Annotated in this window: 28 protein-coding genes; 15 read left to right on the forward strand and 13 right to left on the reverse strand. The window is 59.5% G+C overall.

All coding sequences use genetic code 11. From position 1 onward, the window contains the following. Positions 1-16 precede the first annotated feature (16 nt). A complete protein-coding gene (locus ACR0NT_RS01410) occupies positions 17-520 on the forward strand; it encodes a hypothetical protein (protein WP_170671252.1) in 504 nt (167 codons plus the stop codon). Here ACR0NT_RS01410 and ACR0NT_RS01415 read toward each other — a convergent pair whose 3' ends face one another. Then, a complete protein-coding gene (locus ACR0NT_RS01415; RefSeq protein WP_170671250.1) occupies positions 521-1,777 on the reverse strand; it encodes a vWA domain-containing protein in 1,257 nt (418 codons plus the stop codon). It lies immediately after the preceding gene. A 58-nt stretch (positions 1,778-1,835) separates the two neighbouring features. Beyond that, on the reverse strand, positions 1,836-2,744 hold the full coding sequence (locus tag ACR0NT_RS01420) for an AAA family ATPase (protein ID WP_170671248.1): 909 nt from the start codon (positions 2,742-2,744) through the stop codon (positions 1,836-1,838). 135 nt (positions 2,745-2,879) lie between these two features. On the opposite strand from ACR0NT_RS01420, the gene pyrC reads away from it, so the two are divergent. Continuing rightward, a complete protein-coding gene (gene pyrC, locus ACR0NT_RS01425) occupies positions 2,880-3,917 on the forward strand; it encodes a dihydroorotase (RefSeq protein WP_170671246.1) in 1,038 nt (345 codons plus the stop codon). Here the strand turns inward: pyrC and ACR0NT_RS01430 are convergent. Beyond that, on the reverse strand, positions 3,914-5,209 hold the full coding sequence (locus ACR0NT_RS01430; RefSeq protein ID WP_170671244.1) for an MmgE/PrpD family protein: 1,296 nt from the start codon (positions 5,207-5,209) through the stop codon (positions 3,914-3,916). The genes pyrC and ACR0NT_RS01430 overlap by 4 nt on opposite strands. Positions 5,210-5,246: 37 nt before the next feature. Beyond that, the gene (locus ACR0NT_RS01435; protein WP_170442391.1) at positions 5,247-5,693 is read right to left on the reverse strand and encodes a type II toxin-antitoxin system RatA family toxin; all 447 of its coding nucleotides are present in this window, start codon (positions 5,691-5,693) and stop codon (positions 5,247-5,249) included. Positions 5,694-5,765: 72 nt separating this feature from the next. On the opposite strand from ACR0NT_RS01435, the gene hpt reads away from it, so the two are divergent. Continuing rightward, a complete protein-coding gene (gene hpt, locus ACR0NT_RS01440) occupies positions 5,766-6,308 on the forward strand; it encodes a hypoxanthine phosphoribosyltransferase (RefSeq protein ID WP_170442387.1) in 543 nt (180 codons plus the stop codon). Here the strand turns inward: hpt and ACR0NT_RS01445 are convergent. Together ACR0NT_RS01445 and lipA are read right to left on the reverse strand one after the other, a co-directional pair. Beyond that, the gene (locus tag ACR0NT_RS01445; protein WP_170442384.1) at positions 6,295-7,452 is read right to left on the reverse strand and encodes an amidohydrolase; all 1,158 of its coding nucleotides are present in this window, start codon (positions 7,450-7,452) and stop codon (positions 6,295-6,297) included. The genes hpt and ACR0NT_RS01445 overlap by 14 nt on opposite strands. Continuing rightward, positions 7,449-8,399, reverse strand: coding sequence for a lipoyl synthase (lipA, locus tag ACR0NT_RS01450; RefSeq protein ID WP_170671242.1), 951 nt, complete (start codon positions 8,397-8,399; stop codon positions 7,449-7,451). Before lipA ends, ACR0NT_RS01445 begins: the two co-directional genes overlap by 4 nt. Positions 8,400-8,663: 264 nt before the next feature. On the opposite strand from lipA, the gene ACR0NT_RS01455 reads away from it, so the two are divergent. Further along, on the forward strand, positions 8,664-9,212 hold the full coding sequence (locus tag ACR0NT_RS01455; RefSeq protein ID WP_170442379.1) for a peroxiredoxin: 549 nt from the start codon (positions 8,664-8,666) through the stop codon (positions 9,210-9,212). Positions 9,213-9,264: 52 nt separating this feature from the next. On the opposite strand, the gene ACR0NT_RS01460 is transcribed toward ACR0NT_RS01455, so the two are convergent. Next, positions 9,265-10,188 (reverse strand): hydrogen peroxide-inducible genes activator, encoded by a 924-nt coding sequence (locus ACR0NT_RS01460; RefSeq protein WP_170671240.1) that lies wholly within the window; start codon positions 10,186-10,188, stop codon positions 9,265-9,267. 44 nt (positions 10,189-10,232) lie between these two features. After that, a complete protein-coding gene (locus tag ACR0NT_RS01465; RefSeq protein ID WP_170671238.1) occupies positions 10,233-11,342 on the reverse strand; it encodes a DUF6456 domain-containing protein in 1,110 nt (369 codons plus the stop codon). Between the two features lie 241 nt (positions 11,343-11,583). On the opposite strand from ACR0NT_RS01465, the gene ACR0NT_RS01470 reads away from it, so the two are divergent. Then, positions 11,584-11,883 (forward strand): DUF6477 family protein, encoded by a 300-nt coding sequence (locus tag ACR0NT_RS01470; protein ID WP_170442370.1) that lies wholly within the window; start codon positions 11,584-11,586, stop codon positions 11,881-11,883. Here ACR0NT_RS01470 and ACR0NT_RS01475 read toward each other — a convergent pair whose 3' ends face one another. Further along, a complete protein-coding gene (locus ACR0NT_RS01475; RefSeq protein ID WP_170442367.1) occupies positions 11,884-13,428 on the reverse strand; it encodes a trimethylamine methyltransferase family protein in 1,545 nt (514 codons plus the stop codon). 154 nt (positions 13,429-13,582) lie between these two features. Here ACR0NT_RS01475 and ACR0NT_RS01480 point away from each other — a divergent pair, with 154 nt between their 5' ends. Then, positions 13,583-14,284 (forward strand): DUF2270 domain-containing protein, encoded by a 702-nt coding sequence (locus ACR0NT_RS01480; RefSeq protein WP_170671236.1) that lies wholly within the window; start codon positions 13,583-13,585, stop codon positions 14,282-14,284. Positions 14,285-14,289: 5 nt separating this feature from the next. Here the strand turns inward: ACR0NT_RS01480 and ACR0NT_RS01485 are convergent, their stop codons facing one another. Then, complete coding sequence (locus ACR0NT_RS01485) at positions 14,290-14,727, reverse strand: GNAT family N-acetyltransferase (RefSeq protein ID WP_170671234.1); 438 nt, start codon at positions 14,725-14,727, stop codon at positions 14,290-14,292. Between the two features lie 81 nt (positions 14,728-14,808). Here ACR0NT_RS01485 and guaA point away from each other — a divergent pair, with 81 nt between their 5' ends. The 9 genes from guaA (at position 14,809) to ACR0NT_RS01530 (ending at position 24,108) form a co-directional block, all read left to right on the forward strand. After that, positions 14,809-16,368: a glutamine-hydrolyzing GMP synthase gene (guaA, locus tag ACR0NT_RS01490; RefSeq protein ID WP_170671233.1), complete on the forward strand. Its 1,560-nt coding sequence runs from the start codon at positions 14,809-14,811 to the stop codon at positions 16,366-16,368. 73 nt (positions 16,369-16,441) lie between these two features. Continuing rightward, positions 16,442-17,344, forward strand: coding sequence for a DMT family transporter (locus ACR0NT_RS01495; RefSeq protein ID WP_170671231.1), 903 nt, complete (start codon positions 16,442-16,444; stop codon positions 17,342-17,344). Between the two features lie 125 nt (positions 17,345-17,469). After that, entirely contained in the window at positions 17,470-18,645 is a 1,176-nt protein-coding gene (locus ACR0NT_RS01500; RefSeq protein ID WP_170671229.1) for an outer membrane protein transport protein, read from the forward strand. A gap of 100 nt (positions 18,646-18,745) precedes the next feature. Beyond that, entirely contained in the window at positions 18,746-19,642 is an 897-nt protein-coding gene (locus ACR0NT_RS01505) for a DMT family transporter (protein ID WP_170671227.1), read from the forward strand. 47 nt (positions 19,643-19,689) lie between these two features. Next, positions 19,690-20,562 carry an ATPase gene (locus ACR0NT_RS01510; protein WP_170671225.1) on the forward strand — a complete coding sequence of 291 codons (873 nt, stop codon included), beginning with the start codon at positions 19,690-19,692 and terminating at the stop codon, positions 20,560-20,562. 39 nt (positions 20,563-20,601) lie between these two features. After that, the gene (metA, locus tag ACR0NT_RS01515) at positions 20,602-21,540 is read left to right on the forward strand and encodes a homoserine O-acetyltransferase MetA (RefSeq protein ID WP_170442343.1); all 939 of its coding nucleotides are present in this window, start codon (positions 20,602-20,604) and stop codon (positions 21,538-21,540) included. 4 nt (positions 21,541-21,544) lie between these two features. Continuing rightward, entirely contained in the window at positions 21,545-22,495 is a 951-nt protein-coding gene (locus ACR0NT_RS01520; RefSeq protein WP_170671223.1) for an alpha/beta fold hydrolase, read from the forward strand. A 49-nt stretch (positions 22,496-22,544) separates the two neighbouring features. Next, a complete protein-coding gene (gene ppk2, locus ACR0NT_RS01525; protein ID WP_170671221.1) occupies positions 22,545-23,414 on the forward strand; it encodes a polyphosphate kinase 2 in 870 nt (289 codons plus the stop codon). A gap of 79 nt (positions 23,415-23,493) precedes the next feature. After that, a complete protein-coding gene (locus ACR0NT_RS01530) occupies positions 23,494-24,108 on the forward strand; it encodes a TetR/AcrR family transcriptional regulator (protein WP_170324732.1) in 615 nt (204 codons plus the stop codon). 3 nt (positions 24,109-24,111) lie between these two features. Here ACR0NT_RS01530 and ACR0NT_RS01535 read toward each other — a convergent pair whose 3' ends face one another. The 3 genes from ACR0NT_RS01535 to ACR0NT_RS01545 form a co-directional block, all read right to left on the reverse strand. Beyond that, complete coding sequence (locus ACR0NT_RS01535; RefSeq protein ID WP_170671219.1) at positions 24,112-25,170, reverse strand: adenylate/guanylate cyclase domain-containing protein; 1,059 nt, start codon at positions 25,168-25,170, stop codon at positions 24,112-24,114. Next, a complete protein-coding gene (locus ACR0NT_RS01540; RefSeq protein ID WP_480442547.1) occupies positions 25,167-25,568 on the reverse strand; it encodes a group I truncated hemoglobin in 402 nt (133 codons plus the stop codon). The genes ACR0NT_RS01535 and ACR0NT_RS01540 overlap by 4 nt, the downstream gene beginning before the upstream one ends. 85 nt (positions 25,569-25,653) lie before the next feature. Beyond that, the gene (locus ACR0NT_RS01545; RefSeq protein ID WP_480442548.1) at positions 25,654-26,496 is read right to left on the reverse strand and encodes a glycosyltransferase family 25 protein; all 843 of its coding nucleotides are present in this window, start codon (positions 26,494-26,496) and stop codon (positions 25,654-25,656) included. Positions 26,497-26,567: the final 71 nt, after the last annotated feature.

Consider the following 26,567-nt stretch of genomic DNA (forward strand, 5'->3'; position numbering starts at 1 on the left):
CAAAGGAGACAGAGAGTTGAAACGCATTTTTACACTCGGAATGGCAATCGGTCTGCTGGCGTCGACTGCGGTCAGCGCGGATACTTTCCTGCGTTATGGTGAAGTCGAGGGATGGAAAATCTTCATCGATCAGGACAAGAAGTCCTGCCTGATCGAAGCTGTAGATGACTCGGAAAACGTGGTTCAGATGGGGCTGACCGAAGACCGCAGCGTCGGTTATGTGGGTGTGTTTACCAAGGCCAAGACCGACATCAAGCGCGGCGAGAAAGAAGCCGTGGCCATCCTTCTGGGTGACAGCATCTATCTGGGTGAAGCCACCGGCATAAAGGGCAATATCACCAAAGGGTATTCCGGCGGATATGTCCTGTCCGATGACCCTCAGTTCGCGGAAGACATTGCCAAGCAGAAGGTTATGGTCGTGTTTCCCGAGAAAGAATTTGCCTTCACCGTCGATCTGACCGGCACTTACAAGGCCATGGAAATGGCGCGGAAGTGCAACGAAGAACAGGTGGGCGGCTAATCACCCCGAAAGCGCGGTCATCAGCCGCGCTTTCTCACCGACGTCGTCGGGTTGTGAGATGACGGCGGCAAGGTCTTCCAGCGACACAATCGAATGCCCCGCGCGGAAGCTGTCCACATGCGGCAGCATCGCAGCAACGCCCTGCGCCTTGGGGGCGAACCCATCCCAGCGTAGCAGCGGATTCAGCCAGATCAGACGGCGTGCAGACAAATGCAGCCGATCCATTTCCTTTCCCAATGCCTCGGGGTTACCACGGTCCAACCCGTCCGAGATCAGCAACACCACCGCCCCCTGCCCCATGACCCGGCGCGACCAGTCACGGTTGAACGCGTGCAGGCATTCTCCGATCCGCGTACCGCCTTCCCAGTCCTGCGCCTCGGCCCCGGCAGCGGCCAACGCGGCATCCACGTCGCGCTGCTGCAGGTGGCGAGTGATATTGGTCAGCCGTGTGCCAAAAGTGAAGGCATGGACCCTGGCCCAACCGGCGCCTTTGGCGTTCGAAACCGAGTGCAGGAAATGCAGGATGATCCGGCTGTACTGACTCATTGATCCCGAGATATCACACAACACTACAAGGTTCGGCCAGCGCGGTTTGGGCTTCAGGCGCGCGATATTGCGCAGCTCTCCGCCCTGACGCATCGCTGCGCGCAAGGTGCGGGCGCGGTCGATGCGATGGCCGGTATGGCTGGCCTGACCCCGCCGGGAGTCGATGGGTTTCACCGGCAACGTCAACCGCGCCAGCATACGTTTGGCCTGTGCGATCTCGCTCGTGCTCATCTGTTCGAAATCCAGACTGCGCAGCCGTTCCTCGGAGGACGCGGTTTGCGAGGCGTCAATCTCCAGCTCGGTCTCTTCTTCCTGCTCGACCGCCTCGGACAAGTCGCGTTCAACGCCGTCCAGCAGCGCTTCGGCCGCGCGTTTTTCGGCCGGATCGGCTTTGCGTTCCTCTTGCACGCCACGGATGGCGGGCAGCATCATGGCCATCATGTGTTCCATGTAACGCGGGTCGCGCCAGTACAGGCGAAAAACCTGTGCGAACACCGTCCGATGCTCAGGTCGACTGACGAAACAGGCGTGCAGAGTCCAGTAGAAATCCTGCTTTGCCGTGAACCCGGCCGCCTGCACGGCGCGGATCGCGTCGACCACCCGCCCCGTTCCAATCGGCAATCCAGCCTTGCGCAAGGCCCGCGCGAAATGGGTGATGTTCTGCGCCAGTTTCGGGTTGTCGGGAATATCGAGGAGGAGTTGTTCTGCCATCAGGCGTCATGGGGGCGCTGCCCCCATACCCCCGGAGTATTTGGGAAAAGATGAAGCATCAGGTCGGTTCCAACGTGGCTTTGGCCTCGTCCAGAATCCGTTTCGCCTCGGACCCCTGCAGTTTCTGGATGTCGTCCTGGTACTTCAGGATCGCGCCCAGCGTGTCGCCGATCACCTCGGGGCTGAGGTTGATCACGTCCAAAGCCAGCAGGCATTTGGCCCAGTCGATGGTCTCGGCCACGCCGGGTTTCTTGAACAGATCCTCGGTGCGCAGATGCTGGACAAAGGCGACTACTTCACGGCTGAGCGCCTCGGCGGCCTCGGGGGCGCGGGCGTGCAGGATTTCGATTTCGCGGTCGAAATCGGGGTAATCGACCCAGTGATAAAGACAGCGGCGCTTCAGCGCGTCATGCACCTCGCGCGTGCGGTTCGAGGTGAGGATGACGATGGGCGGTTCCGGGGCTTTCACGGTGCCCAGTTCAGGGATGGTGACCTGAAAATCGCTGAGCGCCTCCAGCAGGAAGGCCTCGAAAGGTTCGTCGGTGCGGTCCAGTTCGTCGATCAGCAGGACCGGGGCGCCATTTTCATCCGGGCGCATCGCCTGCAGCAGAGGGCGTTCGATCAAGTACTCGTCTGAAAACAGCTCATCTTGCAACGCGCCACGATCCGCACCGCCCGATGCCTCGGCGGTTCGGATTGCCACCATCTGCGCCGGGAAGTTCCATTCGTAGACGGCGGACGAAGCATCCAACCCCTCGTAGCATTGCAACCGGATCAGGCGCCGGTTCAGGCCTGCCGCCAGCGCTTTGGCGATCTCGGTCTTGCCCACCCCGGCCTCGCCTTCCAGAAACAGCGGACGGCCCAGCTTCAGCGACAGGAACACAACCGTGGCCAGTGCCCGGCCGCAGACATAGCCCTGCGCGCCCAGCATGTTCTGAACGGCGTCGATGGAATTTGGTTGCATCATGTCATGTCTCTCCCTCGGCACAACAGGTCACGGCGGCGCGCGCGCGTCAAGGCCGTGGTCATTCCGGGACTTACGGCGATCGGGTGCGTTGACAAGGCCTTTCCCGCGCGCGGCCTGTGTGATAGCGGAGGCGCCATGACCGATAGCATCACGATCCGCCGCCCCGACGACTGGCATCTGCACCTGCGCGATGGCGCGATGTTGCAGGCCGTCCTGCCCGAAACCGCGCGCCATTTTGCCCGCGCGATCATCATGCCCAATCTTGTGCCGCCGGTCGTGCGCGGCGATCAGGCCGCCGCTTATCGCGACCGCATCATGGCCGCCCTGCCCGAAGGCATGACGTTCGAGCCGCTGATGACCTTGTACCTGACCGAGGACACCGATGCGGACGATGTGGCCGCGGCCCATGCCAGCGGGCTGGTCAAGGCGGTGAAGCTGTATCCGGCGGGGGCCACGACAAACTCGGCCTCGGGCGTGCGGGATTTCGACAAGGTGCGACCGGTGCTGGAGAAGATGGCTGAGATCGGTCTGCCCATGTGCGTCCACGGTGAAGTTACCGATGCAGAAATCGACATCTTTGACCGTGAGGCCGTGTTCATCGACCGTGTTCTGGACCCGATCCGCAAGGCCACCCCGGGCCTGCGCGTGGTGATGGAGCATATCACCACCGCCAACGGCGTGGACTACGTTAAGGCCAACGAGACCGATCTGGGCGCGACCATCACCGCGCACCACCTGATCATCAACCGCAACCACATTCTGGTGGGTGGCATCAAGCCCCACTACTACTGCCTGCCCGTCGCCAAGCGGGAAGAGCACCGGCTGGCGTTGCTGGCCGCTGCGACCTCGGGCGATGCGCGGTTTTTCCTGGGTACTGACAGCGCGCCGCATACGGATGCGAACAAGGAAATGGCCTGTGGGTGCGCCGGGTGCTTCACGGCGACGAACACCATGTCTCTGGTGGCCGAGATGTTCGAACGCGAAAACGCTTTGGACAAGCTTGAAGGGTTTGTTTCGCTGAACGGGCCTTCGTTCTACGGCCTGCCGGTGAACGAGGGCACCATCACCGTGACCAAAGGGGAGCCCGTCGTTTACCCGGACAAGATCGAATCCGGCGAGGGTCCGGTAACCGTCTTTGATCCGGGCTTTCCGCTGCATTGGCGCGTGATCTAATCCGCCAGTCTTTTTGCCAGATCGCGGGCGCGGCCACCGGTGCGCAGCATCGACCAGATCGCGTCCGCCTCTTCGCTTCCGATCAGCTTGGCGGCCTTGCCGCGCACCCGGTCTTCGCGGTCCGATAAGCTCATCGGCGCCAACAAATCATGGGTTGCCTCAAGCCGTGCACCGTCGCGGCGCAACAAGGTCAGATGCGCCTGCGTTTCTGACAGCGTTTCATCCGCTTCGACCGACACCCGATCCCGCAGGGACTTCAGGCGTGGGTCCGCGCAGACCTTGTCCGTATAGCTGGCGGGCAACGCCGTGTCATAGCCAAGCGCCTGCATGGCGATCACCGTCCGGTACGAAAACTTGGCCCCCAGACCCGTGGTCGGAGATATCTGGTTGCAAACGCTCATCCAGCGCGGATGGGTCTTGACCTTGATCTTGGCCACTTCGGGTTCAGCAATGTCCAGATCGCGCGCGGCCTCAAGTGCGGCGTGCAGGCCGTGACAGCAAGCGTGGAACTTGTGGCTGATGCTCTCGAACAACCATTCCTCGCCCAACCCGTCCAAAGCGGTTGGGGCATCCCCCTCACCGCTATGCGTCGCGCCAAAACCATACTGCCCCTCCAACGCATCCGTGTTGGGTTCAAAGCCTTTTGCGACCAGCAAGGCGGCTTCAACACCGGCCGAGGCCGCGAGACCAGCGTTATAAGGTTTTCCCATCGTACCAAACTGCGCCTTGAGGCCAGCGGCGCGGGTCGCCGTCAGACCCAGCACTTTGCGCATTTGTGCAACCTCAAAGCCCAGGATGCGGCCCGCTGCAACGGCTGCACCAAACGCGCCTGCTGTCGCAGTCTGATGGAATCCTGCCTGATAATGGTCGCGGCCCAACCACAGACCCATGCGGATCGAAACTTCCATCCCCACCAGCGCGGCCTCGAGGAAGTCGACAAGAATGCGGTCATCCCATTCGGTCAGCACCAAAGCGGCGGGTAAAACTGCAACAGAAGGGTGCCCGATATGGGCAAAATGCGTGTCGTCATAGTCCAGCGCGTGCGACGCGGTGCCATTGACCAAGGCCGCCCCGCGCATCGGAGCCGCGCCGCCGCCGAACAGATGCGCTTGCGCCGCGCCCTCTTCGCCCAGCACCAGATCACGCACAGACTTTGAGACCGTCTCAGCAGCCCCGGCGCGCCCCACGGCAACCCAGTCCAGAACGGACAGAGAGGTAACGACCCGTGTCTGCAAAGTCGTCTCGACAGGACCTGCCGCGAACGCAGCCAGAGAAGTGGAAAAATCGCTCATGGGCGCAGTCTAGCGTGCGCCGTTTGCGGGTAAAGACCTAGTGGTACAAATCCGCGGCGCGGGTCTCGAACGCCTGAACGATCCGGTGCATGGCTTCGTTGAATACGACGCCAATGATGCCCTGCAGGATGGCGTTCTTGAATTCGAAATCCACGTGGAAGGACACGTTGCACCCACCCTCGGGCGCGTCCGCGAACTGCCAGTCGGACTTCATGTATTTGAAGGGGCCGTCCAGGTATTCAGTGTCGATCTTCATCTGGTCGGGGAACAGCGTCACCCGGCTGCCGAACCTTTCACGGAACACCTTGAACGAGATGACCAGATCCGCCTCCATCACCTGCGCCTCACCTGCGGCATAGGTCCGTCGGATGCGGGCGGCGGCACACCAGGGCAAAAACTCGGGGTATTTCGCCACATCCGCAATCAGATCGTACATCTGTTGCGCCGTATACGGCAGGTGGCGGGTTTCCGAATGGGTAGGCATGGCGTCCGGTATTAACTGGTGACAATGCCGCGTGATTTCGTATGTTGCGCGCCAAAGATCAAGGGGGCAGCGATGAGCGACCGCGCATATGTGATAGATGAGATGATCTCGGCCAAGGCCATCGCCGCCCGGATCGAGGAGCTGTGCCGCGAGATCACCGCCGAGTTCGGCAATACTGACAAGCTGGTTGTTGTTGGCCTGCTGCGCGGCAGTTTCGTCTTCATTGCTGATCTGGTGCGGGAACTGGACTTGCCGATCGAGGTGGATTTTCTTGAAGCCTCTTCTTATGGCGATTCGATGGAAAGCAGCCGGGAAGTTCGCATTCTCAAGGACTTGCGCGGCGCAATTGAAGGCCGCGACGTTCTGGTCGTCGAGGATATCGTCGATACCGGTCACACGCTGAACCACGTGACCAACCTGCTGCGCAGTCGCAAACCCGCGCGGCTGAGATCCATCGCCCTGCTGGACAAACCCAGCCGGCGCGAGGTTGATTTCCGGTCCGATTGGATTGGATTCGAAATACCGGACGAGTTCGTCGTGGGTTACGGAATCGACTACGCGCAGCGCAATCGCAACCTGCCATTCATCGGCAAGGTTCGCTTTACCGAGGGCTAAGCGGCCCCAGAACCTGTTGAATCGCAGCAAGGAAAACCCCGGTTCCCACCGGAATCAGCGCATCCGGGAAATCGTAATCGGGGTTGTGCAGTTGCGGGTGATCCACGCCTGAGCCAAGCCAGAACATCGCAGATTTGGCGCCCTTGCCGAACTGTCCGAAATCTTCCGAGAACTTTTGCGGGCTGGGTGTCAAGGTGCAGGGCACCCCCATTTCGTTGCAAGATCGGCTGAGAACATCAACGGCCTCGGGCGCGTTTACGCAGGCCTCGAACACGTCTTCATAAACGATTTTGCACCCCAGCCCTTGATCCGAGGCAACCCGCGCCACCAACGCCTCGGCCTCGTTCATCAGGTCCTGCATCCGTGCGTCAGCGACAGTGCGCAGGGTCACCCACAGCTCGGCTTGCCCAGGAGCAACGCCAAAGGTCGGTTCGCCCAGGCTGGCATGGGTCACGGTCGTCAGGGCAAACTCGGCATCCAGAGGCCCACCCTTCCCCATCTCCGCCAGTTGCGGCATCAGAGTGGCCAGCGCCTCAGCCGGTGAAATCCCATCCTGCGGCGCCGCTGCGTGTGAGGTCTTGCCGGTCAGAACAACTTTCATACCACGCGAAGCACAATTGGCAGGCCCTTCGCACAGCAACACATCCCCCTGCGCCACGCCCGGCAGGTTATGCAGTGCAAACACAAAGTCGGGCGCGATTTCGGCAAACGTTGGGTCGGCCCGAAAGGCGATGGCACCCTGCCCGGTTTCCTCGGCCGGTTGGAAAATCAAAACCACGCGGCCCGTTTGCGGGCGGGTTTGGGCCAGATGCTCGGCCACGCCCAGAACCATCGTCATATGGCCATCATGCCCGCACAGATGCCCCTTGCCCGGAACACGCGAGATATAATCCGCGTCAGAGATTTCCTGAATCGGCAACCCGTCCAACTCGCACCGAATGGCAACGGTTGTCCCGGCTTGACCGCTGTCGAAAACGCCCGCCACACCATGTCCGCCGATACCTGTCAGCACCTGATCAGCACCTCGGGCGCGCAGTTCATCCGCAATCCGGGCAGCGGTTTGTTCCTCCTGCCCGGAAATCTCGGGGTATTGATGCAGTTCGTGGCGCAGCCAGGTCAGCCAAGCAAATGTATCGGGTGTCACCCTTGCTCCAGCTTTTTCTGACGGGCATCGCGCAGGCGGGCAAAGTCATCCCCGGCGTGATAGGACGACCGGGTCAGAGGCGTCGCAGATACCATCAGGAATCCCTTGCCAAAAGCGGCCTTCTCGTACGACGCGAATTCCTCGGGCGTGACAAAACGATCAACGCCGTGGTGCTTGGGTGTCGGCTGCAGATACTGGCCGATGGTCAGGAAATCGATATCGGCCGCACGCATATCGTCCATGACCTGTCGGACCCGTTGCTCGTCCTCTCCCAAGCCGACCATGATGCCGGATTTGGTAAAGATCGACGGGTCCATCTCCTTTACCCGCTGCAACAGCCGCAGCGAATGGAAATAGCGCGCACCGGGGCGCACTTCGGGATACAGGCCGGGGACGGTTTCAAGATTGTGGTTGAACACATCCGGCTTCGCCTCGACCAAAACTTCCAGAACAGACGGGTCACATTTCAGAAAGTCCGGCGTCAGAATTTCGATCGTCGTCTTCGGCGAGCGGTGACGCACCGCACGGATGGTCTGCGCAAAATGTTCTGCCCCGCCATCTGTCAGGTCATCCCGGTCCACCGAGGTGATGACGACGTGGTTCAGCCCCAGTTTTTGCACCGCATGAGCCACCCGACCGGGTTCGAACGCATCCAGATCGTCAGGGCGACCGGTCGCGATGTTGCAGAATGTGCAGCCACGGGTACAAATCTCGCCCATGATCATCATGGTGGCGTGGCCCTGGCTCCAACACTCGCCGACATTCGGGCACCCGGCCTCTTCGCAGACCGTCACGAGGTTGTTCTCGCGCATGATCTTGTGGGTATCGGCATACCCTTTCCCACCTGGGGCCCTCACCCGAATCCACTTGGGTTTTTTCGGCTGCGCATTGTCCTGGCGATGCGCCTTTTCGGGATGACGTTGTTCGGGGATCTTCAGATCACGCACGGTCGGCTTTCCTGACTTTGGGTCACTTTGCTTCGACATAATATAAACTGCAGCGCTTAGCTACGCCACCCGTGCATAGCTGCCATAACAGCGCACTATGCGCTTGCAGAAAAACACCGGGGAAATCCCGGCAAAATTCTATTAAAAACAGCACGCTTTGCGGTTTTCGCCAGAATTCGCGTTCGCGTCAACAATCACGTTGAAGCCAATTTAGAACTGTTTTAAATCTTCGGCAGTTCACAGATGAATCACAGGAAATTGAGCATGAAATCCGGTACCAACCTGCCTGACGTAACCTTTCACACCCGCGTCCGTGACGAGGCCGTCGAAGGCCCCAACCCGTTTCGTTGGGAAGACAAGACCACCGCAGATTACTTTGCTGGCAAACGGGTGATCCTGTTCTCGCTGCCCGGTGCGTTCACCCCCACCTGTTCGACCTACCAGCTGCCCGGTTTTGAAAACGGCTATGCCGAATTCAAGGAAAAAGGCATCGACGAGATTTACTGCATGTCGGTGAATGACAGCTTTGTCATGAACAAATGGGCGCAGGATCAAGGCCTGAAAAACGTCAAGGTCATCCCGGATGGCTCGGGCGAGTTCACCCGCAAAATGGGTATGCTGGTCGACAAGGACAATCTGGGCTTTGGCATGCGCTCGTGGCGCTATGCTGCCATCGTCAACAACGGCGTGGTCGAGGCATGGTTCGAAGAGCCCGGCCTGATGGACAACTGCCCCGAAGATCCCTATGGCGTGTCCTCGCCGGAAAACCTAAAAAAGCACCTGGACGAAGCCAAAGAACCGGCTCTGGCCTAAGCTTTTCAGCGATCCAATACAAAAGACCCGCCATCGGCGGGTCTTTTCGTTTTCAGGTGCGGGTCGCGGTCACGATGTCTTCGCCGACCCGTTGGATGACCTGGGCCAGTCCGTCGAACCAGTCCTCTCCTCCTGTCGACGCACGCCGCACCAAGCCAACGGTCCGCGCCGGTTGAGGCGTGCTGAAGCGCATCAGTTTCAACCCGGGCACAGCCTCGGATTCCGACCGCGCGGCAAGCTCGGGCATCAGGGTCAGACCAAAGCCTTCGGCAACCAGTCGCGACAGGGTTGCCAGTGAGGACGCACCCATATTGATCAGCCCGCTGCTGCGGTCTTGCCCGCAGACATCAAGCGCCTGATCCGTCAGGCAGTGGCCATCGTCCAACAACATCAATTGTGCGGTTTGCAGGTCCAGCGGTCGCAGGGCCTCGGGATTTGTTGCCATCCCCTGCAGACGCGCCGTGCTTCCGGCCAGAAGGAACCGATCCTGAAACAGGGGCAGTTCGAACAGTTCATTTCCCCCAACTGGCAGGGCCACGACGCCGGCGTCGATTTCCCCGGCGCGCAGCATGGTCAGCAGGCGCTCGGTTCTGGCCTCACGTACCTGCACGCGCAGCGACACGTCCGAGGCACGCAATCCGGCCAATACGCCGGGCAGCAGATACGGCGCTATTGTGGGAATGATCCCAATCGCCAGCGACCTATGCCCGCCAGACCGGTCCCTGGCGAATTGATCCAGCCTGTCGGCGGCCCCCAGAACCTGACGCGCATGGTCCAGCACGTCGCGCCCCAACGGAGTCAGCAGGATGTCGCGGGCCTGGCGTTCGAATAGCGGCCCGCCCAGACTTTCCTCCAGCGCCTTGATCTGCACCGACAAGGCGGGCTGAGACACATGGCAGGTCTGCGCCGCCCGACCGAAATTTCGCTGTTCGGCGACGGCGCTGAAATACTGCAATTGTCTGAGAGTGAAATTCATAACCTGTGACTATCACTTGACCGCACAAGCGCAACCAAAACATATCACCCGATCATACGATTGCGCTCTGACTGGCATTCGTAATGCCGCTTGAGTCGCTGCAGCGCGATCCGCAGCACGATCTTGCCCGACCGCGCCGACCAGCCCATGCGTTTTTCAGCCAGCTCCAGCCCCTCAAGATAGCAGCAGCAGCGCAGCGCCACGTCACTCAGCCCCGGCCCGAGATCCGACAAGGCATGTTCCACACGATCCCGCGCGTCGGACGAACCCCGCCCGCCATGGGCCTCGCTTTTGAAACTGCCGCGCCCTCCGGCGGTGAGAAAATGATCCCAGTTCTGCGCGACCTGCGGGCCGATTTGCGCCAGTTCGAAATCCTCACGCAGACGCTCGCCCGCAGCGACCAGCGTTTCATCCAGAAATGGTTTGCCATCCCGGTCCCGCCTGCGTGCCAATGCAATCAAAGGACTTTCCGCCGCGCTGTACCGAATGCGCCTTGGTCGGTCGGGTTTCGCAGCCGCGCCCTGCCCCGGAACCATTTGCGCCTGGAAAGAAGCGGGTGCTTCGGCCATGCCAAATTCATTGCGTTCACGCGCCTTGTTTTCGGCCTCGGCAATCAGACGGCTCAGCGCGGTTCGGCCCGCCGACGAAATGCGATAGCGCGAAATCCGGCCCGGATTGTCACAGGAAATCCAGTCCTTCAGGGCCAGTGCCTGCGCGATCCTGCACTCAACCACGGCGGTTCTGGTGGCCCCGGTGTCGCCGGTGTCGCGGACCACAACGGCCTTGTCCATTTCCTCGGCCACCGCCAGAACCGACCCCGTTTCACACAACCGACGTAGAATCCGCAGGGCTTCACGGTTGAATTCCTCGTCCCTGGCGGCTGCGGTGTCCTCTTGTGTCGCTGCAAACGTGTCGCCTGCGCCGGTTTCCGGATCGGCAAAATGCGTCTCGGCCAGCGATTGCAGCACAGCATCCACCAAAGGATCGTCTCGCCGCATTTCGATCCGTCTGATCTGTCTGAGAATGGTCGAAGCATGGCACCCCGCAGATCGCGCGATATCGCGGATCGACTGGCCGGTCTCTGTGTGGGCAAGATATCTCTGCGCCCCCTCAGGTACCCAAGCCGGAATGGTGAAAGCCATGTTGTTTTCCATAGTTCCTTGCCCTCGTCGAAACACCAGTCTGTTCTCAATCGCCCCCGATGAGTTCGTTAACCAATTCTAACTAGAGTTGCTTTCGTTACTCGTTCGTTAACCCGCGGGGACAAGAACCAGATTTGATTCAAAAACATAAACACTCATGAAGTCAGAGTTCGGCGCGAACCCAATCAAGGCAACACCCGCTTAGGTTGTGTGACAAACAGGGCAACTTCTACTCGAACAAGGAACCCCCGAGATGCAGGACCTGATGACCATGATTACCACCCTCCGCCGCCCTCGCCTGTTGGCACGGGCCGCGAAATTCGGGGCGCAGGACTATGACCGGGAACGTCATCTGCAACGTATTCTGGGATACGGCGCGCTGCCCGGCACCGGTGCGGCACTGGTTCGGCTGATGGAAATGGAGCGAGAGGTTAACGCGCAGCGCTTGGAAGAAGACGCAGCCTATTCGCTGGTGCGTCATCTGGACTTGCTGATCGCATTGCTGGGCGAGGCGCAGCTGTATCAAGCCAGCCGCGCCTCGCAATATCAGTGATCAGGTGAAGGCATCCGGCATGGATGCTTTCTTTTCCGCCACGTATTCGTTCAGCGCGGCGTTGATTTCCGGGTCGAGTTGCGGCTGCTGGTAGTTCGCCAGCAGATGCTCGACCCGCGTGGCGGCCAATGTCCGCGTGTCGCGCGCGCCTTCGTCTTCCCAGGTCTCGAAGGGCTTGTAGTCCAGCAATTCGCTTTTCCAGAACGCATCTTTGAAGTTGGCCTGAGTATGGGCGCAACCCAGATAGTGGCCACCGGGGCCAACTTCGCGAATTGCTTCCATGGCCTGCGCGTTCTCGTCATAGGCAACGCCTTTGGCCAGACCGTGCAGAACGCCCAACTGATCGGCATCCATGACGAACTTCTCAAAGTCCGCAACCAAGCCGCCTTCCAGCCAGCCACACGAGTGCAGCATGAAGTTCACACCGGCCATCAGACCCATGTTCAGCGAGTTCGCGGTTTCATACGCAGCCTGCGCATCCGGCAGTTTCGAGCCGCAGAACGATCCGGCCGAGCGGAACGGCAGGTTCAGACGCCGCGCCAGCTGACCCGCGCCATAGGTGACCATAGACGCCTCGGGCGTCCCAAAGGTCGGCGCGCCCGAGTTCATGTCGATCGACGACACAAAGGCACCAAAGATCGCAGGAGCACCCGGGCGGATGATCTGGCTGTACGCCACGCCGGCCATGACCTCGGCCAGAACCTGCGTCAGCGTACCGGCAACCGAAACCGGTGCCATCGCCCCACCCACGATAAAGGGCGAGATGATGCAGGCCTGATTGTTCTTCGCATAGACCTCAAGCGAGCCCATCATCACATCGTCGAAAGTCATCGGCGAGTTGATGTTGGTCAACGAGGTCATGACAGTGTTTTCCTGCACGAACTCTTTGCCGAACAGGATTCCACACATATCAATCGAATCCTGCGCGCGGCTGGGATCGGTGACCGAGCCCATGAACGGCTTGTCCGACAGGGTCATGTGCGCCATCAGCATGTCCAGGTGACGCTTGTTCACCGGAACGTCGGTCGGTTCACACACGGTCCCGCCCGAGTGGTGCAGCCACTTGGACATATAGGCCAGTTTCACGAACTTATTGAAATCGTCCATGGTCGCATAGCGACGACCGCCGTGACTGTCGCGCACGAACGGAGGTCCATAGACCGGCGCCAGAACCAGATTGCGACCGCCGATGACAACCGATTTCTCGGGATTGCGGGCGTGCTGGGTAAACTGGCTGGGCGCTGTCTTGATCAGTTCACGCGCCAAACCGCGCGGAATGCGTACGCGCTCACCGTCAACATCGGCGCCAGCGTCTTTCCAACGCTGCAGCGCGGCCGGATTGTCAACAAAGTTGACGCCAACCTCGGCCAGAATGGTTTCCGCGTTGGCTTCGATGATCTCCAACGCCTCTTCGTTGAGAACCTCGAAATTCGGAATATTCCGTTCGATGTACTTCGCCGTTTCGATACGAACCGCGGTGCGCTCGGCCCGGCGGGCGGCTCCGCCACCGCCTCTGGCTCTGCGTCGGGTGTTTGCCTCTGCCATGAGATAATCCCGTTAGTATGTTCACGTTGCAAATCGTGTTACCGGAACCGCCAATCACACCAGAAGTGGATTGCGGCGCAATAGGGGTAAAAGCGACATGTGGGCCACTTCTATTTTGTTTTGACCCATTTCCCCTGATGTTCATGATAGGGACATGGAATCGGAAACGCAAAAAACCCCCTCTCCTGAAGCTGAACGAAAATCCCTTGATGCGGCTGAAATTGGCGCCGTTGCACACCTGTATCGGGGCGAAGTTTACCGCAGCACCATCTGGCGCACGAGATTGGATACGACGACGAACTGGGCGGTCGTCACGCTGGGTGTTGCGCTGTCGATCTCCTTTTCCTCGCCCGAGGCCTCTCCGCTGCCGCTGGTTCTTGTGGGCGTTCTGATCATCCTGTTCCTGATGCTCGAAGCGCGGCGCTACCGGTATTTCAACGTGTGGCGCGCCCGCGCCAGATGGCTTGAGACCCATTTCTACGCGCCGCTGCTGTATGACGGCGATCTGCACATGGAGGAGAACTGGCAAAAGGTTTTGGCGCAGGACTATCTGCACCCGCGCTACCACGTCAGCCTGATGGTCGCGATCGGGCGGCGAATTCGCAGGAACTACCTGTGGATTCTATTGATCCAGAGCCTGGCCTTCTGCGTGAAGATCTCGGTCCACCCCAGCCCGGTCGAGAATTTTTCGCAGGCCATCGACCGTGCCGACGTCGGCCCCATTCCCGGCGAGGCGCTCATCATTACGGGCATATTCTACATATTGTGCTGGTCCGTCATCGCGATCTGGAGCTACCGGGCGGATGTCAGCCGCGCCTCCCACCGCGGTAGTGAAAAGTCGGAATCAATGGGCTGATCTGTTCAGATTGCTTTATTCAGGGCGACGGAATTGCCGGTGACTTCGGTTTCCACCCAACCCAGATGCGCATAAACCGCGCGCGTATCCCGCATAAGACGGTGAGTACGCAATACCATACGCGAACAATCCGCCTCGCACGCTTCGGCCTCAGCCAGCGCAAGCAGTCTTCCGGCGACGCCCTGCCCCTGGGCCTTTGGCGAAACGGCCAAGTTAAAAACCTTCATCTCGTCACCTTGTCGCGCGAAGATGATCACTCCGGCCAACTCTTCATCCATCAGGGCCAACACCACCCGATGATCCGAGATATCCCGCTCAATACCCGCAGTCACATCCGGTAAATCGGCAATGATCTCGCGCGCTTTCGAATAAGCCGCCGCGATGCAGTCAATGATCGCCCCGGCGTCTTCCTGTGTCGCGTTCTCGAAACGAATTGCGGTCATTGATCCGGTCTCCCACTGTATCTGGCTGGAAACGCCTTCATAACGCTTGCACATAGACGCCGCGCGACCTAAGAGCCAGTCATGAGCCAGACATCCCATGACCGCCTTCTGATCATCGACTTCGGCAGCCAGGTGACGCAGCTGATCGCACGCCGCCTGCGCGAGTTGAATGTCTATTGTGAAATCCACCCCTACCAGAATGTCACGATGGACTTTGTGCGCGAAATGGCGCCAAAGGCCGTGATCTTCTCGGGTGGGCCCGACAGCGTGACGCGCGAGGGTTCGCCCCGCGCCCCGCAAGAGATTTTTGACTATGGCGTGCCGATCCTTGGCATCTGCTATGGCCAGCAGGTGATGATGCACCAACTTGGCGGCAAGGTCGAAAGCGGCCACGGCACCGCCGAGTTTGGACGTGCCTTCGTCACCCCGAAAAGTCAGCTGGACATTCTGGGTGGCTGGTTCGCTGACGGTGACGAACAAGTCTGGATGAGCCACGGCGACCACGTCAGCGAAATCGCCCCGGGGTTTGAGGTTTTTGGCACCTCGCCCAACGCGCCTTTTGCGATCACCGCCGACACCAACCGCCACTTCTATGCCGTTCAGTTCCACCCCGAGGTGCACCACACCCCGAAGGGCGCGAAGCTGTATGAGAATTTCGTCAAGCTGGCCGGGTTCGATGGCGACTGGACCATGGGCGCCTATCGCGATGAAATGATCCGCAAGATCCGCGAACAGGTCGGCGACAAAAAGGTCATTTGCGGCCTGTCCGGCGGCGTCGACAGCTCGGTCGCGGCGATCCTGATCCATGAGGCGATTGGCGATCAGCTGACCTGTGTGTTTGTTGACCACGGGTTGCTGCGCAAGAACGAAGCCGAAGAAGTCGTCGGCATGTTCCGCGATAACTACAACATCCAACTGATCCACGCGGATGAAAGCGATCTGTTTCTGGGCGAGTTGGACGGCCAGTCCGACCCCGAGACCAAGCGCAAGATCATCGGTAAGCTGTTCATCGACGTTTTCCAGAAACATGCCGACACCATCGAAGGCGCCGAGTTCCTCGCGCAAGGTACGCTGTACCCTGACGTCATCGAATCGGTCTCGTTCTCGGGCGGACCGTCGGTCACCATCAAATCGCACCACAACGTCGGCGGCCTGCCGGAGAAGATGGGCCTGAAACTTGTTGAGCCCCTGCGCGAGCTGTTCAAGGACGAGGTCCGCGCCCTGGGTCGTGAACTCGGCCTGCCGGCCAGCTTTATCGGCCGTCACCCCTTCCCCGGACCGGGTCTGGCAATCCGCTGTCCCGGCGAGATCACCCGAGAGAAACTGGAAATCCTGCGCGAGGCGGATGCGGTCTATATCGACCAAATTCGCAAGCATGGGCTCTATGACGAAATCTGGCAGGCCTTCGTGGCCATCCTCCCCGTCCGAACGGTAGGCGTGATGGGCGACGGGCGAACCTATGACTATGCCTGCACCATGCGGGCGGTGACCTCGGTCGATGGCATGACTGCTGACTATTACCCGTTCACCCACGAATTCCTTGGCGAGACCGCCACGCGGATCATCAACGAGGTCAAGGGCATCAACCGATGCACCTATGACATCACCTCGAAACCTCCGGGAACGATCGAGTGGGAATAACGAAAAGCCGGGCATCGTCCCGGCTTTTTTGTTTAAGTTCAGTCAGAAACCAGCGATTCCCGCAGGCAGGTGAATGGACAGCAGCAAACCGCAGATCGGCAAGGCCGCGCTTTGGATGACCGGGGCAATTGCCTCGTTCTCGTCCATGGCCGTTGCCGGTCGAGAGCTGAGCGTCACCCATGACACTTTTGAGATCATGTTCTACCGCAGCCTGGTCGGCATCTGCGTCGTGACACTGATTCTGTCGCTGACCGGCAAATGGCATCAGGTCTCGGCATACAGACTGGGTCTGCACGGTATCCGGAACCTGATGCACTTCACCGGCCAGAACCTGTGGTTCTATGCGGTGACGGTCATCCCTCTGGCACAGGTCTTTGCGTTGGAGTTCACCCAGCCCATCTGGGTCATCCTGCTGTCGCCGCTGCTGTTGAAAGAACGGCTGACGCCGGTTCGGGTGATGTCCGCCCTGATTGGTTTTGCCGGCATCCTGATCGTCGCCCGCCCCGGCGCCGTCCCCCTGAGCGCAGGCGTACTGACGGCCGCTCTGTCAGCGGTTTTCTTCGCCCTGACAACCATTTCCACCAAGACCCTGACGCGGTTTGCCAGCATCGGCTGCATCATGTTCTGGCTGACCGTCATGCAGGCGGTTTTGGGTCTGATCGCGGCGGGGATCGACGGGCAGATTGCCCTGCCCACGCCCGCCACCGCGCCTTTTTTATTACTCGTGGGCCTGGCCGGCCTTTTGGCGCATTACTGCATCACCAACGCGCTGGCCATCGCCCCTGCAACCGTGGTGGTGCCATTCGACTTTGCCCGCCTGCCGACAATCGCGGTAATCGGCATGATTCTGTATCACGAGCCATTGGATCACTGGACCCTGCTAGGGGCCGCCGTGATCTTTTCCGGCATCTTTATGAACGTTCAGGCTGAGAATCGTAACAGTTTAGCAACAGATTCACACCACAATCAGCAGTAATAACGCACCGTCACCAGTTGACGGTTCAATAGGCCTTAAGAAAGTATCGAGCACCACAAGTCAGGTCGATCGTAACCACTCAATAACCCGTGCCTGACCTACAGGAGACCTTAAGGGAGGACATGATGAAAAAAGCGCTATTACAGGCGTGCGCACTCAGCGTTGGGGCGACTGCGGCCTATGCAGGCGGCCTGGATCGCAGCGGCCAGGGCATCAACCTGATCTTCGAAGAAGGATCGGTCGCTCAGTTCCGGCTTGGATACACCAACCCAAGCGTTAGCGGCAGCTTACTTGATGCAAACCCCGGCAGCCCGACAAATGGACAAGTTGTGGACTCGGGCAGCGTGGCGAATGATTTCTTCACCCCGCATCTCGGTTACAAGACCGCACTCACGGAACAACTTGATTTCGCAATCATGTATGACGAACCGTTTGGGGCTGACATCGAATACGCGGATGACTATCCGCTGTCCATCAACCCCGTTCCGTTCGGCCGCACCGGTAATACTCTGAAAGCCAAGGCGGACACCGAAGCGATTACCGCCCTGCTGCGCTATAAGTTCGACAACGGGTTCAGTGCAATCGGCGGCGTGCGGGCGCAGCGCGTAAAAGCCTCGGTCACGGTCCCTGCTGCTGCGGGGTACGAGGTGTCTTCGGATCGGGACATCGCTTTCGGCTACGTTGTCGGCGTGGCATGGGAAAAGCCCGAGATCGCGGCCCGTGTGGCACTCACCTACAACTCGAAAATCTCACACGACCTGTCGCAGAACGAGTCGTTCAACCCGCTCCCGATCCCGCCGGTCCCGCCGGGAACCGTTGCGTCGGTTGACACATCCAGCGAAATCGAAACGCCCCAGTCCATCAACCTGGACTTCCAGACCGGCGTTGCACCCAAGACCCTGCTGTTTGGTTCGATCCGCTGGGTGGACTGGCCGCAGCTGAACTACTCTCCGCCAGCGTATATTGGTATCGTCGGCAGACCGCTGGTTGACTACGACGACGCGACATTCACCTACTCGCTCGGCCTCGGCTACCAGTTCACCGATCAATTCGCCGGCGCTGTGACGCTGGGGTACGAAACCGACGAGGGCGAACCGGTGTCCAACCTCGGGCCCACGGACGGGTTCTGGAGCATCGGTCTGGGCGGCACATATACGCTTGAAAACGCGCAGATCTCCGGTGGTGTTCGCTACACCGACATCGGTGATGCGACTGCGGATGGCGGATTTGGCCAGACAGCCGACTTCAGCGGCAACAGCGCGTGGAGTGTCGGTTTCCAGATCACCTACTCGCTGGGCTGATCCAACGCACCAAGAACAGACAAACCCCGCTTTTCCGGCGGGGTTTTTCTTTGCGCAAGTTTCGGGTCGAACGGTTGCGCAGGGGATGCGAAAAGATCGCATGGCTGCACAAAAACACCTCACACCGAAAGCATGGGCCGAGCTTCTGTTGCTGGGCCTGATCTGGGGCGCATCGTTCCTATCAATCCGCATCGCGCTGGACACGATTCCGGTGATGACCTCGGTGTTTCATCGGGTTTTCTGGGCCATGCTGGTGCTTTGGCTTGTGGTGAGATTTCGGCGGCTGGCCGTTCCCCGCAGCCCCCGCGTTTGGCTGGCATTTCTGGTCATGGGGCTACTGAATAACGCAATTCCGTTTTCCCTGATGGCCTGGGGGCAGCTCTATATCGAGACCGGCCTGACCTCGATTCTGAACGCAATGACGGCCATTTTCGGGGTCATCGTCGCGGCACTGTTTTTCAAGGACGAACGCCTCACCCGGGGACGCGCGGTTGGAGTTGGGCTTGGGTTTCTTGGGGTCACGATTGCCATCGGGATACGCAACTTTGCCAGTTTCGATCTGCAGAGCATGGCGCAACTGGCCATAATCGCAGGCACGGTATCCTACGCGCTGGCCGGTGCCTGGGCGCGGGTCACCTTGTCCGACCTGCCGCCCGTCGTCGCCGCGGCCGGTATGCTGACCGGATCGACCTTGCTGATCCTGCCGATCACGCTGGTCGTCGACGGCGTACCAAACCTGGACTTACCCCTGATCACATGGGCAGCGGTTGGCTATTACGCCCTGATTGCCACCGCCGGAGCCTATCTGCTGTACTATCGCGTTCTGGCCATGGCGGGTGCGGGCAACCTGTTGCTGGTCACACTTGTCATCCCTCCGGTCGCGATCGTGCTGGGTGCCGTTCTGCGGGATGAGGCGCTGCCCCCACAAGCCTTTCTGGGCTTCGCGATCCTTGCGCTGGGGTTGCTGATCCTCAATCGCGCAGGCGCGCGCGATTGACGCCGCCCGCTGCCCGTTTTAGCTAGGTCAAAAAGGGACAGCAGACGATGATCTACAGCTCGGCAGAGGACTGGCGCGGCGCGGCGCGGAAAAAGGTGCTGTTTTTCGGCATGTCGGGGCTGGGCAAGACCTATGTGTCCAACGTCCTGCGCGATTCAGGCGACTGGTTCCATTACTCGATCGATTACCGCATCGGCACGCGTTACATGGGTGAATACATCGCCGACAACGCCAAGGCAGAGGCGATGAAGGTCCCGTTCCTGCGCGATCTCCTGCTGTCGGATTCGATCTATATCGGATCGAATATAACATTCGAGAACCTGACTCCGGTGGCCGCCTATCTGGGCAAGCCCGGCAATCCCGATCTCGGCGGGATGGAGCTGCACGAATACCGCCGCCGGCAGGAACAATTCCGTCTGGCTGAAATCCATGCCCTGCTGGACACTGAATATTTCATCGACCGTGCGCGGCGTCTGTATCAATACCCGAACTTCATCTGCGACACGGGTGGATCGATTTGTGAATGGGTGGACCCCAATGATCCGGCCGACCATGTTCTGTCAGATTTGTCCCGTCAGACCCTGATGATCTGGATACAAGGCGATGAGGACCACACCGCCGAACTGATCCGCCGCTTTGATAAAGCGCCCAAGCCGATGTCCTATCAGCCCGAATTTCTGACCCGCGTCTGGGGCGACTACCTAACCCTGAACGATTGCCAGGCCGAGGACGTGGATCCCGACGCCTTTATCCGCTGGACCTATGCGAAGGCGCTGGCGCATCGTCAGCCGCGCTATCAGGCTATGGCCGAGAATTGGGGGGTCGCCGTTACCGCCGACGACATGCACAAGGTGCGCGACGCCGCTGATTTCGATGAGTTGATCGAACGCACCCTTGAGACCCGCGCGAACCGCGCTTAATTTCCGCTTCTACAGTTTAACTCCAAAGGCTTGCACCTGATGCCGATCAAGATTCCCGCCGACCTTCCTGCTTTTGACGTCCTCACAAAAGAGGGCGTCTCGGTCATGGCCGAGGATCAGGCGATGCGTCAGGACATCCGCCCCCTTCGGATCGGGTTGCTGAACCTGATGCCCAAGAAAATCCAGACCGAAAACCAGTTCGCGCGCCTGATCGGGGCGACTCCGCTGCAGATCGACCTATCATTGATCCGCATGACCGAGCATCGCACCAGAAACACCGCGGCCGAGCATATGGCCGAGTTCTACCGCCCCTTTCGGGACGTCAAGGACGAGAAGTTTGATGGCCTGATCATCACTGGCGCTCCGATCGAGCATCTGGACTTCACCGACGTCACCTATTGGAACGAGATGCGCGAGGTGTTCGAGTGGACGCAGACCAACGTGCATTCAACCTTTGGCGTCTGCTGGGGCGGGATGGCAATGATCAACCATTTCCACGGCGTGCAGAAACATATGTTGGACGCCAAGGCTTTCGGCTGTTTCCGCCATTCGAACCTCAACCCGGCCTCGCCGTTCCTGCGCGGGTTCTCGGATGATTGCGTGATCCCGGTCAGCCGCTGGACCGAGATGAAGCAGAATGAGATCGATGCCGCAAGCGGGTTGGTGACCTTGCTGGGCAGTGATGATGTAGGGCCGTGTCTAGTCGAGGATCGGGCGCACCGGGCGCTCTATATCTTCAACCACTTCGAATATGACAGCGATACGCTCAAGCAGGAATATGACCGCGACGTTGCAAATGGAACGCCGATCAACGTGCCGATGAACTATTACCCGGATGACGACCCGACCCAGACACCGCAGAACAGATGGCGCAGCCACGCACATTTGCTTTATGGCAACTGGATCAGCGAGATTTACGGCACAACCCCCTACGACATCAACCGGATTGGCGTCGATCAAACTGATCTGAGGGCCTGAGCCAATGCTACGCGTCGGCATCATAGTTCTGGCCGTGATGGTCATGCTGTGGGTCGTCGCAACCTGGCGCGCGGTCCGGAACGAGGCCCGCGCCGAGGCGGCCTTTCCCCCCGAAGGCCAGATTGTCGAGGTCGATGGCATTCCCGTCCATGCCGTTGTGATGGGCGAAGGGCCGGACGTGGTGCTGCTCCACGGCTCCAGTGGCAATACACGCGACATGACCTTTGCGCTGGCCCCAATATTGGCCGAAAACTACCGCGTCATCGTGTTCGACCGCCCCGGATTGGGCTACAGCAACAGCTTCAACCCGGACGGAGAAACCATTGAAGAGCAAGCGAAAATACTGCAGAAGGCCGCGGCTCAACTTGGGGCCGAAAAACCTATTGTTGCAGGTCAAAGCTATGGCGGATCGGTATCGCTTGCCTGGGCGGTAACGCGGCCTGACAACATTTCCGCGCTGGTCTTGATCGCACCTGCGGCGATCCCGTGGGAGACGCCCTTGGACGGTTTCAACCGACTGGCTTCCACCTCAGTCGGCAGCGCGGCAACCCTGCCGCTGATCACCGCTTTTGCACCCGATTGGTATGTCGAACAGGCGCTGGACCGGGTGTTCGCGCCGCAGACAGCTCCCGAGGGTTATGCCGATCACTTCGGCCCCGGCCTGACCATGCGCCGCGCCTCGATGCACGCCAATGCCAAGCAGCGCGCCAACTTGTTGGAAGAGGTGACGGCTCTGCAACCCCGGTATGGCGAGATTAACGTCCCCACCGAAATCGTTCACGGCACCGCCGATGACACCGTTGGTCTTGAATGGCATTCACACCGCTTGATCGACGAAATCCCCGGTGCCGAACTGATTGAACTTCAAGGCATCGGGCATATGCCGCAGGTCGTGGCAGCGCCCGAGGTTGCCGCCGCTATCGACCGCGCCGCGCAACGTGCGGGTTTGCGTTAAGCTCACGGCTAATCCATAGTAGGATATGGATTTTATGGCGAGGTAGCACATGGCCCGTTCCGAGAAAGGTTCCATTGAAAAGTACTTCGAAAAGGACGCCCCGAAAGAGGTGCGTTCAGCCATCGAAAAGTCCGAAAAGGACGATATTCTGAACCCGACCTACCCTTACGACGAACGCATGAAGCGTAAGGAGTACGAAAAAGAGATGGAAAAGCTGCAGATTGAACTGGTCAAGATGCAGTCATGGGTCAAGGAAACCGATCAACGGATTGCCCTCATATTCGAGGGCCGGGACGCGGCTGGCAAAGGCGGCACGATCAAGCGGTTCCGCGAAAACCTCAACCCGCGCGGCGCGCGCAACGTTGCGCTCAGCAAACCTTCGGACACCGAGCAAAGCCAATGGTACTTCCAGCGGTACATTCAGCATCTGCCGTCGGCCGGTGAAATCGTGTTTTTTGACCGCAGCTGGTACAACCGCGGTGTTGTAGAAAACGTGTTTGGTTTCTGTACCGCAGAACAGCGTGAACGGTTTTTCCGGCAGGTCCTGCCGCTGGAAACCGGGTTGGTGAATGATGGGATCACCCTGTTCAAATTCTGGCTGAACGTCGGCCGCGCCGAGCAGCTGAACCGGTTTCTGGCACGCGAAACGGACCCGCTGAAGCAGTGGAAACTCAGCCCGATCGACGTGGCCGGTCTGAACAAATGGGACGAATACAGCCAGTCGATCTCGGAAACCCTGACCCGCAGCCATTCCGAGCATTGCCCGTGGACCATCGTTCGGTCCGACGACAAGAAACGCGCGCGGCTGGCGGCCATTCGCACGGTGCTGCACGCGCTGGACTATGATGAAAAGGACGAGGACGCCATCGGGCCTAATGATCCCAATATCTGCGGCGGGCCGGAAATCTGGGATGCGTGACCAAGAGTGGACGAAGACCACAACGCGGATTATGTCATGTATTCCGACAGCTTAAACAGCAAAGGCACCTGAAACAGGGATGACGAAACGCGGGTATCACCACGGGAACCTGAAACAAGCTCTGATCGAGGCTGCGCTGTCTTTGATCGAGGAAAAAGGCCCGACGGGCTTTACCCTGTCCGAGGCTGCCAAAACCGCCGGTGTCACCCCGGCTGCGGTGTATCGGCATTTCCACGGGCGCGAGGACCTGATCGCGGAAGCCGCCCGTCAGGGGTTTGAGATGTTCGCGGATCTGATGCAATACGCCTATGACAAGGGCCAGCCCTCGGCGCTGGCCGCGTTCGAGGCGACGGGCCGCGCCTATCTGGCCTTTGCGCGCAAGCATCCGGGTCATTACATCGCCATGTTTGAAAGTGGCATCTCAATTAACCGCACGCCCGAACTGGCGCTGGCGGCGAACCGGGCGAAAGCAGTGCTGGAGAAGGCGGCCTCGGATCTGTCACAACACATCCCGCCTGAAAAACGCCCGCCCGCATCGATGTTCAGCGCCCATATCTGGGCCATGAGCCACGGCGTTGTCGAACTGTTCGCCCGCAATACCGGCGCAAGCTCTCCCTTCCCGCCCGAGGATTTGCTGGAGTCCGGAATCGGCATCTATCTGCGCGGTCTGGGGCTGGTTCCGCAGGACGATTAAGGGTCAGAAACGCGACAACGGTTGCGGCACGCTAAGGCCCGAGGTCACGTTGATCAGGTCCATCTCGCCCATACCCTTGATGTCCACGCGCCCAATGTCCGAGACCTGAAACTCGTCGATCAGCGCGTATTTCATCTCTTCCGGAGCAACGATATTCATTGGGTTTGCAAAGACTTGCAGGCGCGCGGCAATATTCACCGCCGGGCCGAACACGTCATAGACGTATTTCTGTATTCCCACGACCGAGCCCACAGCGGCCCCCATGCCCAAACCAATCCGGGCCTGCCATTTATGCGGATGGCTTTCATTGCGTCGCTCGAGATATCGCAGGAACCGCACCGCGCAATGCGCCACGGCGGTCGCATGATCCGGCGTCGCATCGGGCATACCCGACACCGCAAGATAGGCATCACCGATGGTCTTGATCCGCTCACACCCGAACTGTTCGACGATGCGGTCGAAGGCGGTGAAAATATCGTTCAACTCGCTTAGGGTCACGGTCGGGTCGGTCTTGGCCGCGAAATCCGTGAAGCCCACGAAGTCCAGCATCACCACCGACACCTGATCGTATAGCTGCGGCGTGACCACGCCAAACGTCTTGAACTCTTCGTACACCGCGCGTGGCATCAGGTTCAGCAGCAGCCGTTCCACCCGCTCTTTTTCGCGCTCCAGCTCGCGCGTGTTGCGCTCGACCATGGTCGAGTAGCTGTCAATCATGCTTTCCAATTCGCGGATGCGGGTGATGTTCTGGCATTCGACAACCAGAACCTGTTCAGACAGGCCATTTGCCAGCGAAACGGTCGTCGCGAAAATAAGCGTTCTGCGCTTTGGCTTGATCTGAAGTTCAACCGAATACCGCAGGCCGGATTGCTTTACGTCCTCCAACTCGCGCGGATCAAGCGACGGAATCAAATCCAGCAGCGTCTGCCCGTCCTCTGGCTTCCCAAACCATTCCGCAAATGGCCCGTTGTGGAACACAAAACTCAGATCCGAGGCGCGCACGACCGCAACACCAACTCCGATCGCCCGAAGCAGCTGTTCGTTGATGGCCAGAATACTCATGCGGCGTCGCGCGCCACAATGATCGCGCGTTTGGCCTCGATGGCACTCAGGGCGATCTTGATATGGTTTTCCTCCATACCATGCATGGCCAGCGCCTCGCCGAAAAGCTCAGCCATCTCGTCAAAGTCCGCATGAGAGATATTGAGGTGCCGGTGAACCGCTTCGATCCGATCATCACTGAAGGATGCAGGCCCGCCCACCAAGGAAGACACGAACTTGGTTTGGTGGTCGATCAGGCGCGGCATATCAATGTCTTCGAAATGGCCGCCGATCTGATCTGATTCCAAGGCCATTTCGTAGAATGTCATCACGATCCGACTGATGGTTTTGAACCCGCCGTATCTTTCGTAAATTGTCTGCCCCACACCAAACACCCAAACGTTAACCACAAACAACACTGCAAGGTTATATCAAATTGACAGTTTTGTTAACGCTAATACGTTGTGGCGCTGATACCAAGGGATATCCGGGCCTAATTTGTGGTCAAACGCTCAGGTCATCGGCGCAGGGAATGAACCCCACGTACCCGCCATCCGCCAGCAAACGCCGCTGAGCGCCCGCGCGCCAATACAGTTTGCGCCCAGCGGCTTGCAGCTCGCGCCGGGCGCGGAACCACAAAGGCCCCTTGTCCAGACCACTGTTGGTTTTGTGGTCCTGCGACCGCTCACTGACCTTGACGGTTTCTGCGGTCTGATCCTGTTGCTTGGACCAGATCATCTGGACCCCGACGGCCGGAAAGCACTGATACATGCGCCAATCAGGGCGCGGAATCGAAATGAAATCATCAAGGTGGTCCGAATACCTCTCGGACCAAGACAACAGTTTTCGACAGGCCGCCTGGGTGACGACATAGGCGGCCGCGCTGGGGGCCATTTCCAGCATCGGTCTGACCGGGACATCCGCGACCTTCTGCAACGGACCAAACCGCATGGAACGCGGAGAGTAGTCCAGCTTGATGAGGTCAAACCCGTCTCCGCCATCCAGCAGCGCAGTAATGACCTTCCCGGCTTGGGCAGACATTTCAACGTCATCTTCAAAGACGGCAACCGCCTTCATGCCCTGATCCACAGCGGCCTGCCAAACGGCCCGGTGACTTTCGAAACAGGCGATTTCGCTTTGCTTCAGGCCCCAGCGGCTGCCGGTTCCGGGGGCATAGCCATTACCTGCAAGCGCTCCGGGGAGTTGCCCGTCAACCGCACTGAATCGTTGCGCGCCGACCAGACCTGTGTGAGCGAACTGAGCTTCCATGAAAGAGGCCCTCTCGGGCACCCGATCGAGGTTGATAAAGCACACACCCGTTCCCGATGGCAGTTCGAATTGTCCCACGGCATATCCTTTCCAGCAGTATCGTCAGATACACACCGCTGAACCGGACAATCAACCCCGCCCTCGGGTTG

The sequence above is a fragment of the Ruegeria sp. AB10 genome (genome assembly GCF_056542745.1).